This is a genomic window from Gardnerella vaginalis 1500E, from assembly GCF_000263595.1.
GTDB lineage: Bacteria > Actinomycetota > Actinomycetes > Actinomycetales > Bifidobacteriaceae > Bifidobacterium > Bifidobacterium vaginale_E.
In genome coordinates this window covers 26,146-38,852 of record NZ_ADES01000011.1, presented here as the reverse complement: position 1 = coordinate 38,852, position 12,707 = coordinate 26,146, and the positions used below count along the sequence as shown (strand labels likewise).

8 protein-coding genes are annotated in these 12,707 nt (G+C 38.3%); 1 reads left to right on the top strand and 7 read right to left on the bottom strand.

Annotation, left to right across the window (positions count from 1 at the left end; genetic code table 11):
- Positions 1–166 precede the first annotated feature (166 nt).
- A complete protein-coding gene (locus tag CGSMWGV1500E_RS03130; RefSeq protein WP_004128015.1) occupies positions 167–1,261 on the top strand; it encodes a hypothetical protein in 1,095 nt (364 codons plus the stop codon).
- 81 nt (positions 1,262–1,342) lie between these two features.
- Here CGSMWGV1500E_RS03130 and glgX read toward each other — a convergent pair whose 3' ends face one another.
- The 7 genes from glgX to CGSMWGV1500E_RS03165 form a co-directional block, all read right to left on the bottom strand.
- Positions 1,343–3,472, bottom strand: coding sequence for a glycogen debranching protein GlgX (glgX, locus tag CGSMWGV1500E_RS03135; RefSeq protein ID WP_032843486.1), 2,130 nt, complete (start codon positions 3,470–3,472; stop codon positions 1,343–1,345).
- Positions 3,473–3,571: 99 nt separating this feature from the next.
- Positions 3,572–6,646: a DNA polymerase I gene (polA, locus tag CGSMWGV1500E_RS03140; RefSeq protein WP_004128011.1), complete on the bottom strand. Its 3,075-nt coding sequence runs from the start codon at positions 6,644–6,646 to the stop codon at positions 3,572–3,574.
- Between the two features lie 109 nt (positions 6,647–6,755).
- The gene (locus CGSMWGV1500E_RS03145; protein ID WP_004128008.1) at positions 6,756–7,544 is read right to left on the bottom strand and encodes an ANTAR domain-containing response regulator; all 789 of its coding nucleotides are present in this window, start codon (positions 7,542–7,544) and stop codon (positions 6,756–6,758) included.
- A gap of 225 nt (positions 7,545–7,769) precedes the next feature.
- On the bottom strand, positions 7,770–8,858 hold the full coding sequence (gene menA, locus CGSMWGV1500E_RS03150) for a 1,4-dihydroxy-2-naphthoate octaprenyltransferase (RefSeq protein WP_004128004.1): 1,089 nt from the start codon (positions 8,856–8,858) through the stop codon (positions 7,770–7,772).
- Between the two features lie 39 nt (positions 8,859–8,897).
- Positions 8,898–9,671, bottom strand: coding sequence for an energy-coupling factor transporter transmembrane component T family protein (locus tag CGSMWGV1500E_RS03155; RefSeq protein WP_004128002.1), 774 nt, complete (start codon positions 9,669–9,671; stop codon positions 8,898–8,900).
- A gap of 55 nt (positions 9,672–9,726) precedes the next feature.
- Positions 9,727–11,664 (bottom strand): ABC transporter ATP-binding protein, encoded by a 1,938-nt coding sequence (locus CGSMWGV1500E_RS03160; protein ID WP_004127999.1) that lies wholly within the window; start codon positions 11,662–11,664, stop codon positions 9,727–9,729.
- Between the two features lie 180 nt (positions 11,665–11,844).
- On the bottom strand, positions 11,845–12,471 hold the full coding sequence (locus tag CGSMWGV1500E_RS03165) for a hypothetical protein (RefSeq protein ID WP_004127996.1): 627 nt from the start codon (positions 12,469–12,471) through the stop codon (positions 11,845–11,847).
- Positions 12,472–12,707 lie beyond the last annotated feature (236 nt).

The window sequence follows — 12,707 nt, the reverse complement described above, 5'->3', positions numbered from 1 at the left end:
AGGCTTTTGAACTGTTAACCAGCTCCAAGCACAATCAAATACAATAGCGCACTTTGCCGACAAATGCAAATTTTCGACACACGTGGCGTGTATAAAATTTTATGCGTGCTTGACTTTAGCGCAAACTGTACAATGTAATTAGTTAACAAGATAAAGGGGCTAAGGTATGGGACGTTTCCAGCGAACTGAAGCAATGGGATTAATAGCGTTTCTTGTATGCGCATCATTCGCAATGGTTACTATGTCTATGTACATGTTGGTTATGCCAGCATTTTGGCAAATTAGCCAAAGACTTTTCCTTACAGCCTCAGGAATTGTGGCTTTGTGCAGCATTGGCGCTTTTATTATTGGCTATTTGCGTACTAATAAAAAATTTACCGGACACCATCTGATTCGCATAGTAAAACATACTTTTGAAATTACAGCGCTTTCTACAATTTATGGCGCAACAATGTTTCTTATGTCTTTTGCTTTGCTTTCCATCATAAACAGTATTATTGGCAAATCTGCAATGAACAATTACTTGCCGGTATTATGTTCAGCATTATCTGGAATTGTTGGTTACGCAACACTTATTCAAGCTGAGCTTCTTGAAGCTAAAACTGTAGCTTCCCTGCTTCCGCTATTCGTTATTTCAGGCGCTGCAACTGCAGGTCTTACCACGGATGACCCTTACTGGTATAACAATAATTTTTCTCAGCTTGGCGACAGAACCACTTTTGCAGCCAGCATGTTTAACGCAACGCTTGTACTATCTGGAATTTGTATTATCATAACAAGCTACTTTGCTATTACAGAATTTGTTGCAACCCAACGCGAAATATTGCAGCACAATAATGAAGAGCGCACGCGTCATTTTAGAACTCGCACAACTATTATGGCTACTTTACTTATTTTAGGCGGTATTGCTTTTATTGGCATAGGAACTTTCCGCTATACCCCTCATCCTTTTCTTCATGACTTGTGCGCTAGAGGCGTAACTGGATTAATTTGTACGATGCTTGTATGCTTGCCTTGGTTAGCTCCTCGCCTTTCTCGCACATTTTATGTAGCTTCTGATTTAGCTGTTGTTCTTACAGCTTGGGCTGGAAATCAGTGGATGCACGGTCACAATACTCTTACTAATGTTGAAGCATTATCTTGCCTGCTATTTCTAGGATGGATTATTGTTTTTTCAAGGCAGGTTGCAGCTATGCAAACTGACCGTCTTCAATCAAAAATTAATCAGGCTATTATAGCAAATAGCAGCGCAGGAAACTAAATTCCCTACGCTGCTTCAATCTTATGAAATTATGAAATTATAAAATTATTTGCGATTAAATTATTTTTATTCGAATCTTATTTAACGCTCTGGCTTATGCTCGCTCATAAGTAGCAAGAAGCTGCGAGATTGAGCCACAATATTAAATCCTGCCTCATATAAAAGCTCAGGACCTTTTGGATTGTAAGTGTCTACAATCAGCTTCCACTTTTCACCATAACGCTTGTCTGGCAATGTAAAAGTAATAGGCTCATAATGAGCATTAAATATAAGAATAAAGTCGTTATCGACCATTCTTGTTCCATACCAGTCTGTTTCTGGAATGTCGGATCCATTCAAATAAATCATCACAGAAAGCGCGTGAGTATTTGACCAATCTTCCATGTCCATAACAGTTCCGTTATGATCAAGCCATTCAACCTGTGGAATATCGCAAACGTCATCATCGTTTGAACGTCCTGTAAAGAAGCGACGGCGATGCAAAACAGGGTGATGAAGACGCAGATGAATAAGCTTGGAAACGAAATCAAACATATCACGCTGAGTTTCGTTATAATCCCAGCTCATCCAAGAAATAGCGTTATCTTGGCAGTAAGCATTATTATTGCCGTGCTGTGTACGCATCACTTCGTCGCCCGCGCAAATCATAGGAATACCCTGACTCATAAGCAATGTTGAGAACAGGTTACGCATTTGCCTCTCGCGCAGCTCATTTACATCGTGAATACTTGTAGGACCTTCTACACCGCAATTCCAAGAACGATTGTCATTTGCGCCGTCGTTATTTCCTTCTTTATTCGCCTCATTATGTTTTTCGTTATAGCTTACTAAATCGTTCATAGTAAAGCCGTCATGAGCTGTAATAAAGTTCACAGAAGCAACAGGCTTACGTCCATTTTGCTCATACAAATCAGAGCTTCCCATAAGCCTACTTGCAAATTCAGGCAAAGTAGAAGGCTGCGAACGCCAAAAATCACGAACGCAATCCCTATACCTGCCATTCCATTCGGACCAGCTTGGAGGGAATCCGCCAACCTGGTAACCTCCAACACCAATATCCCAAGGCTCTGCAATAAGTTTTACGCTAGAGATAATAGGATCTTGCTCAATAATGTCGAAGAATGCAGAAAGTTTATCTACTTCTTGGAACTGACGAGCAAGAGTTGCAGCTAAGTCGAAGCGGAAGCCATCAACGTGCATTTCGGTAACCCAATAACGCAAGCTATCCGTAATCAATCGCAATGCTTTCGGAGAACGCATAAGTAAGGAATTACCCGTACCAGTAGTATCAAAATAATGACGCTGATCGTTGTCTACAAGACGATAATATGCGCGATTATCAATACCACGGAAACTCAAAGTAGGACCACGGTCATTGCCTTCAGCAGTGTGGTTATAAACTACGTCAAGAATAACTTCCATTCCAGCAGCATGATAAGCCTTAACCATTGACTTAAACTCATTAACCTGCTCACCGCGCTGACCAGAACTTGAGTAAGAATTTTGCGGAGCAAAGAAACCGATGGTATTGTAGCCCCAATAGTTGCTCAATCCCTTATTTTGTAAGAATGAATCATTTACAAACTGATGAATTGGCATAAGCTCAATTGCAGTAACACCAAGCTTCTTTAAATAAGAAATAACGCTTGGGTGAGCAAGACCAGCATAAGTTCCGCGAATATCTGCAGGAACACGACTATCAAGATTAGTCATACCGCGAACATGAGCCTCATAAATAACAGAATCATGGTACGGAATCATAGGATGCTGATCATTACCCCAATCAAAGTATGGGTTAATAACTGCAGCTTTCATCGTATGGTCTGCAGAATCCAAAGTATTCATTGCAGAAATATCATCCGGATTATCAAACCAGTAAGAAAACAGGCTTTCATCACCGTCAATATTGCCTTCAATTGCTTTTGCATACGGGTCTAAAAGAAGCTTATGAGGATTGCACCACAATCCGTGCGAAGGATCGTAAGGACCATGAACACGATACCCATAACGTTGGCCAGGCTGAATACCTGATACATAATTGTGCCAAACGTATGAGTTCTGTTCGGTCATATCAATACGTGTTTCATTATCATTCTCGTCAAACAAGCATAATTCAACGCGCTTTGCAACTTCGGAAAACAGCGCAAAATTAACGCCGGCACCGTCATAATTGGCGCCAAGCGGATACATGGAACCTGGTCTTATATGCATAATATAAGTATCTCATATATTTGCGCACTTTTCACGCTATGTTGCTTTTATTTGAAAAAAGATGAAAATTTATACAAATTTATTCAAATATATGCAAATCTAATGAGCTGCTAATTGCCAATCAACACCAACGCCAGTTGACACATTAAGCGGAACATCTAAATTAACTGCATGCTCCATAGCTTCTCGCACAATATTTTCTACACTATCTTTTTCTCCGTGCGCAATTTCCAAAATTAATTCATCGTGAATTTGTAAAATTACGCGGCTGCGCATTTTAGAATTTCGCAATCCTTTATCAACACGTATCATTGCAAGCTTCATAATATCGGCTGCAGTTCCTTGAATTGGAGCATTTAAAGCTCCACGTTCTGCAGCTTCGCGAGCTGTACGATTATTTGACGATAACTGTGGGAAATATCTACGCCTACCAAACATTGTTTCTGTATACCCAAGTTCTTTAGCTTTCAAAACCAAAGACTCCAGGTAATCATGAACTTTTCCAAAAGTATCAAAATACTTATTTTTCAACACTTCGGCAGCAGACGGTGTAATAGAAAGTTGTTTTGCCAAACCATAAGTACTCAATCCGTATGCCAAACCGTAGCTCATAGCTTTTACGTGAGAACGCTGGTCACTACTAACTTGATCTACAGGTATTTGATAAACCAGGCTTGCCACATATTTATGAAAATCTGCACCAGAGCAGAACGCTTCAATAAGAGTTTCATCATGAGAAGCATGAGCCATAATACGCAACTCAACTTGAGAATAATCACAGCTCATTAAATATTCGAAATCTTCACCTGGAACAAACGCTGCACGAATTTCACGGCCAGCAGCATTACGATTAGGAATATTTTGCAAATTCGGATCTGCAGAACTTAATCTGCCTGTTGCAGCAATAGTCTGCTCAAATCTTGTATGAATACGTTTATCGTCATAATGAGCAGCATCAATTAAGCTTTGCACTATTTGCTTTAACTTATTTTTCTCGCGATGACTAAGCAGAGCCCCTAAAAATTGACTTGCAGGTTCTTCAGGATCAAGTTTCGCATACATTGCTTGCAATGCTTCAGCATTAGTAGTGTAAGAACCGTTTTTTGTGCGCCTAGTTGGTTTAAGAGCAAAATGATCAAACAGTATTTGCTGCAATTGCTTAGGACTTTGCAAATTCACACGATTTCCCGCAGCCTGCCAAGCCATATTCTGGGCAAATTCAGCATCGGAAGAAAATTGTTGGAACATGCTACTTAAACGCTGCATATCTACAGCAGCGCCAACATCTTCTAGTCCTCGCAAAACTCTTGAAATAGGCATTTCCAAGTTCGACATCAAACCTGTTTGTTTTCTAGAATCCAATTTTGGCGCAAATTGAATAGCTAAAAGACGTGTAAGAACAGCAGTTCTTAAAATTTTATCTTCAAACTTTTGCGTTTCTTCTTCGCTTGTTTTAGCTTCATCTAAAGCTAGTGAATCATCAAGTAAAAGATCAAGCTCACCCTGCTTAGCTTCCTGATTATCTGAATCCTCATCATCGCTCGAAATATCTAAATAATGTTCTGCCATATTTTCAAGCGTTTCAGCACGAAAATCAGGCTCAAGCAAATATGAAGCCAATCTTGTATCAAGAAGAGGAGTAATACTCGGGTTATCGGAATCAACTAATTCCAAAGATGACAACAATCCTAAATGCTTTTTATAGTCGTGCAAAACTATTGAAGAAGCATATTTTTGCAAAAATTCCCTTAAAGATTCGAGTAAGGAGTTTGTCTCTACACGCAAGTCTGAAGCATAAATTAGTGCTGCCCTACCCCTAACAAGCATCAATAAACAGTCTGCTTTTAAACCAAAACGATGCTTTGACTGGCAGCTACTTTCATGAGCATAAACAACTAATTCGCGATTGTTTAATATTAAATCTGCACATTTTTGCTCATTATCAATAAGTTTTTCTGCATCTACAGAGGAATCAGATTGCGAAGAATCTTTCGTTTTTTCTACGTCAGTATTTTCTTCCTCGTTACTATTGTCTTCTTCTAGGAAAGCAGCTACGCTAGTTTCCCACTCGCGTAAATCTTCTAAAGATTTAATATGACTTACTTTAGTATTTTTTAATACGTCTTGAAGATTTTCAGCATCAGAAGTTGATTGCTCGCCGCGACTGGTATGCTCTATTTCAGCATTTCCTTCATACGTTGAAGAAAGCATAATTCGCATATTGTCATCAAGCAATTGCTGATTTGTACGACTAAAAGCTTTAAGAATCTTACGCTTTTTTAATTCACCAAACTCAAGTTGAGATAACAACTCTCCTAATTTATTAGCATTAATATCTTCACCAAAACGCAAATTATCAACACTAATACCAAGATCTAAGTCACGGACCAAAGCATTAACTCGACGGTTCAAACGAACCTGATCAATATTTTCTCGTAAAGCTTCACCCTTTTTACCTGTAATCTCACCTGCATGAGAAATAATATCTTCCAAGCTGCCGAACTGGTTAATCCATTTGGCAGCATAACCATCTCCAACACCGGGAACACCAGGAATATTATCTGCAGTTTCGCCTCTTAATGCAGCTAAATCAGGATATTGCTTAGGAGTAACATTATATTTTTCTAAAACGGCAGCAGCATTCATTTGTTTCAAATCTTTGAAATGCTGCCCCGGATAAAGAACTGTAATATTGTCGTCAATAAGCTGAAATGCGTCGCGATCTCCAGAAAGAACTAAAGTTCTATACCCAGCATCAGCGCCCATTGTTGCAAGTGTTCCAATAACGTCATCACCCTCATACCCGGGTTTTTCAATATATGTAATATCTAAAGAACGTAGCATCTGCTGAATAAGAGGCAGCTGAGAAAGAAGCTCTTGAGGAGCAGCTTCACGCGTACCCTTATACTGAGGAAGCATCTTATTTCTAAAAGTGCCACCTTTAACATCAAAAGCAATAGCTAAACGGTCAGGATTTTCTTTTCTTACCACTTGGGAAAGCATAGTAATAAAGCCCCAGACAGAATTGGTGGCCTGCCCATAGCGAGTAGAAAAATTATCCGCAGAAACTGCAAAAAAAGCACGGAACGCAAGAGAATGGCCATCAACGACCAACAACGTTCCTTTCTCATTCTTAAAATCAGAAGAATGTTCTTCGACGATGCTGGTATCCACTGTTGACTACTCACCTACGTTCCGTAATTATTACAACAATTATGCTAATAGTATTCAGCACAACAAGCGTTATGATTTAATAAATTTAAGATTTTTAAGATTAATACTATTAATCCTCAGAATCTGAGTCTATTTTATCATCGCTATACTTTGAAATAATAGCCAAAGCAAGACGCTTCTTAGGGATACGCTGATCCATAGAAGTTTTTTGAATCCAACGGAATGCACCCTGCTCTGAGAATCCGGCCTTATCCATAAGAAGACCCTTAGCTCGGTCTACCAGCTTTCGCTCTTCTAAGGTATCTTCAGCTTTCTTAAGCTTTTCTTCCGTCTTTTTTAGCTGATCTTCCGTATCGTGCAATCTATTTTCTGTGCGCTCAACGCTATCTAATAAATCGTTAATCTCACTAAAACGACCCATAGCAACTTCCAAAGCTGGAAGAAGCTTAGATTCTTCATACGGCTTAGTTACGTATGCCATTGCACCGGCACCTGTTGCTTGTTTTACTAAATCTGCCTGCGAAAAAGCAGTGAGCATAACAACTGGCGCAATGTTTTCATCACAAATAGTTGCTGCAGCAGTAATACCATCCATAACAGGCATCTTAACGTCCATGCACACAACATCCGGATGATTCTCACGAGTCAACTCAATAGCTTCTTGACCGTTAGCTGCCTGACCTACAACCTGATAACCGTTATCTTCCAACATAGCTACTAAATCCATGCGATTAACAGATTCATCTTCTGCAACAACAACAGTGCGAATATTGTTAGATTTCTTATCTTCAGACTCGTTCTTCACAGCTTCTGCATCAGCAGCCTTACGAAGCTCATCATCAGTAAGTATTTCAGGCATTGTTTGCTCTGTCCCTTCATTCCTTTTCGTAACTGGCATACTCACAACCTCATTTCATTGCCGCATAAACAGGGCAACACCGCCATGCATCTTTAACATGACGACTACGCAACAGCACGTTCACAAACACCGGTAGAATCACGCATCATAACGCAATTTGCATGTCACTAAAACCGCACGCACCCAATGTTTGTGTCAATCAATGATACCATAAGATTCACAAGACTCGCGAAAGAATGCACAAATTCGCGCTATTTTGCTTATTTATACAGCCGCAGACAACAGTACTACTACAGCTGCAAAAATGGTTTGAGCAACACAAAGTGGAAAAGCATTCTTATAGTCGCCTTTAAGTATACATTTGCCAAATTTATACGCTTTTATTATAAGAGCTACCAATATAATCCACTGAAGAATAGCAAAAAATAGGTGCAATGGAATATTGCGTACTAAATTACTAAAATTGAAGAAAATTTCAGCATTATAAAGGTTCCATATTGAAGGAACTTCAAAAGGAAAAACAATAATTGAAACCGAATACGCTAACAACAAAAGCGCCGCAACAATGCTCACTGCAGCACATAAACGCCTACCTCTTTGCTCTCCAAGCATTATCATCGCAGTTATTTTTCCATGTTCTTTATCACTTGCAATATCTCGAAGATTGTTCACCATCATTAAGCATGCAGAATAAGCTCCAGGAATGAATGACATTAAAACACAAGCCAAAACCATTAATGGACTATTAATAAAAATATTGTTTGCTTGAACACCTATGCCATGTGTTATTGCACATAAAGATCCAATAAAAGGAACAGGGCCAAAAAACACAAAAGCGCTTACTTCTCCAAAGCCTTTATAACCATAAGGATGCTTTCCTCCTGCATAAAACCACACTGCAGCAATGCAGGCAATTCCAAGCGGAATAAACCACAATATTCCCGTGCTAAAAACAATAAGTAAACCTGCTATGCAAGAAATCAAAGCAGAAACTATTACCGCTTTAAGCACAGATTTTGACTCAATACCAGCATCCGCAAGACGCCACGATACATCACATAATGGCTTAGAATTTTTACTTTTACTCACAGGGCGAAACTTACGATTCTCGTCTAAACCATTCAAGCCGTCACAATAATCGTTCGCATAATTAACAGCAATCTGCATAAATACTGCAACAGCACAGCACAGAAAAAATTGTATAAAGCACTGCACAAAACTAATAATTGGTTTCTCAAAATGCGAAAAACGCATCATTCTAAGAGAAATAGCAAATGCCATAACAACAGGAACTATTCCTATTGGCAGCGTGTAAATTCTTGCACCTTTAAGCCAAACTTTTACACTTTTCATTATTAGCCTCTTAAACTATTTGTTAATTACATAAATTCTTCATACAAGATTAGGCAAAAAGATTGAAGTAACTATTGGTAAAGCAATAATAAGCGCAGAAATAATCACAGATAAGAATCCACGCCATCCGAATGGATATTTATAATACGATGATTTGCGCGTGCGCAAATAAAAACCGCGCTCTTCAGCAGCAAGTGCAGAACTGTCTGCTTTTCGAACTGAAGAAACTAAAAGAGGCACAATAAGCGGCATCATAAGCTTTATTTTTTTAAACGGATTTTTAGTATCATATTCAATACCACGAGCCATTTGAGCTTCTGTGATTTGAGACATTTCGTAAGCGAAAATCGGCACGAAACGCACTGCCGTTGTAATAGTAAAAGCGTAGCAGTATGGAACATGCAAATATTGCACTACAGCATTTGCAAGATCGTTTAATTTAGTTACCGTTAGAACTGTTACAAGAGGAAAAGCAAAGCAGAACAATCTCAAAGCAGCTTTTGCACCAATATCAATACCGTGCAACGTAAACCACAAGAAAATATAGTTTCCACTTTGAGCAATAACAGTCTGTATCAGAAACATTACGCAAGAAATTATAAGCATAGCTTTAATAAGACCAGATAATGTTTTAACAACTCGAGTAAAAGCCATGCCAATGAAAATAATAGCTGCAATCGCAATAAGCGCGGAATACTGTTTAGCAATAAACACGCTTATTACAACACTCGCAGCAAGAATTAGTTTTGCAATAGGATTAGTGCGATGAAGAAAAGTGTTACCTGGTTGGTAAGTTAACAATCTCGTTTTCATAAATATCAGACGCCTTTACTACTTTATTTGCTACTTTTATTTGCTATTGCTTCTACTAATTCTGTACAGTCTGTTTTACGATTTTTTCGCCACGCAACGCTTCTACTAATTCTGCTCGCACATACAAGCCATTACACTTATTAAATCCATGCGCAACCAAGCCTTGAGAAACGGAACACAATAATGGCGGATACAATGCTGCAGCAGAGCACACTTCCGGCTTTTCAAACACATCATGCGCTGAACCATCAATAATAAGCTTTCCATCGTTAATTGTTATAAGTCGAGTTGCATAATCAAGCACAACTTCCATATCGTGACAAACCATAATCACGCAGCAACCGTTTTTTCTTAAACGCTCTACAACTTGCATAATTCTCATGCATTCCTTGTAATCAAGGCCACAAGTTGGCTCGTCAAGAAGAAGAATCTTAGGATTCGTTACAACTGTTGCAGCTAAAGCAACCATTTGACGCTGTCCTCTAGAAAGCATAAACGGGCTAGCTTTAGAATCCAGCTCCAACTCATCAATAATTTCCATTGCATGAGCTTTAGCTTCGTCCTCATTCTGACCAATTAAAATACAGCTTAAAGTAACTTCTTCAAGTACCGTTTCTTTGCATAATTGTCGATCAGGATTTTGGAATAAGGTAGATACATATTTTGCTATTTGACTAATGCGAAGCGACTTAGTGTCGATGCCATCTATTGCAACACTACCTTCTGTAGGTCTTAATAGACCATTAATAATCTTTGTAATTGTTGTTTTTCCAGCACCATTTCTTCCAATTAACGCAATTAATTCACCGCTATTTGCATTAAATGAAACATCTTTTAGAGCTTTAACACCATTCGCATAAGCAAAACTCACATTATTTATTGAAAGGCATGGCTTGTTAGAATTATCTGAATTATTAGCTTTTATAAAAGCCTCTTTATGAGACTCTAAAACAGATTCTGCATTATTCGAGTTATTTGAATTAGAAAGTTTAGAATAATCCGTACGTAATGTTTTAACAATAGTATTTACAGTTTCTTCCACGCCAACAGTAAGCTCAGCAGGATTACAAATCTGTTCATCTTGCAACTGCTTAATTAAATGCGTAGTACGCGGATAGTTAATACCTACTTTACGAAGTAACTCTATATCTTTAAGAGCTAAAGAAACAGGAGCATCAAGAACAAGTTCACCTTTAGAAAGCACTATAAGACGATTACAATACTCGCTCAACAAAGCTACTTTTTGCTCAATGACAACAATAGTAATACCAAATTTTTTATTAAGATTTTGAAGAATAGAAAAAATCATGCGGGAAGATACAGGATCCAACGCACATGTTGGTTCATCCAACACTAAAACTTTAGGTTTAAGTGCCAAAATTGCAGCAATAGCAACTTTCTGCTTCTGCCCACCAGACAATGTATCTAAATCTCGATTGCGCAAATCACTAATACCAACAGTTTCTAAAGAACTAGCTATACGATTAGGAATTTCATCGTGAGGAACTCCAAAATTTTCCAATCCAAAAAGCAGCTCGTCTTCAACGTTTGCAGCAACCATTTGCGCATCAATATCTTGAATAACAGATCCAATCAAGCAAGCAATATTGGTTAGAGCAAGATTTTTAGTGTCTTGACCCGCAATCTTAACGCTTCCTAAAAGTTCGCCAGAATAATGGTGAGGAATAGCGCCAGAAAAAAGTGAAGCAAGAGTTGTTTTACCAGAGCCAGAAGGTCCAATAATTCCAACAAATTCACCAGGGTAAATTTTAAGATCTACGCTATTAAGCACATACTTATTATCCTCAACGCTTAAAGTATTTTCACTACGATTTGTACCGTATTGAAAAGACACATTCTTCAATTCAAGTAGCGGATCTTCTAAGTGTGAATCATTAGGTTTTTTCATAAGGCTCTTTATGTTTCGTTGTGGGGCTTGTTCAACTAATTTTCTTCCAGCAATCAGTTCATTTTGCTGATGCATACCATCCATAACTGTAACACACCAATCAAACTCAAACTATTTACTAACATAAAAGTTGATGCCAATCGCAATATGACTGGCATCAACTCACTTTTATACCTTTACTTTTTCTATACACTGCAATCATTCATGCATACTAAGTGCAATAAAAAACACATTTTATGCAAAATAATTTGTATAAAAATTGATTTACTTATGCAATACAATCTTCAATGGCGTGAACAGCACTTCTACAACAACTGCATTAAATACTGCAGTGCCCAAAATAATTGGGAACATCACAAGAACCATGTTTGGAGAATGCAATACGAAGAATGCAGCAATAAGAGCAAAAATACAACCGGAAATTACTGTAGTAATGAAAGTAGCAATGAATGGGAATACGCTTACTTTACGAGCTGCATCCTTTGGGAATAAGCGAATATAGCCAATTAACATTGCAGTCATAACTATTGCAGCTGGAATATCGCAAGCATATTCAAGGAACGGAATCGAAGTATTAAATTGAATTAACGTTGCAGCAAGAGCACCAATAATAGCACCCTGGTAAATCTTCGGCCTAACAAGCAAAATTGACAAGCAGAATGAAGCAATAACAAACTCAGGCTGAATATTTCCAATAGAAAGAGATTTTGCAACAGTAAAGTCAAGAATGCATCCAGCCGCAAAAAGTACCGCAACTAACACTAACGAAGTAATATCTAATGCATGATTCTTAACTTTCACATTTTGCATCATCGCAGCTGCAGCATCTGTAGTTGCGTTTGCACTATTGTTATAAGTTTCCTTAACGGTTTCGTTAATTTCTTGAGCCATGATTTCTCTCCTTGTTTGGGCTTTATATTATTCATATAAAGCTATCGAATATTTTGTTGTGATTTGTGATTTGTGATTTGGTTATTTTTGAGATTTGAGGCTTGTATACAAAAAGACCCCCGAGCTTACCTCGGAGGTCTTCTACAAGCTTTTATATGCAGCTTCTAAAACTTCAGAGTAAACTCACGCCAAAGAGAAGACTGCCACCACCACATACGTGCAGCGTTAAGAGTATT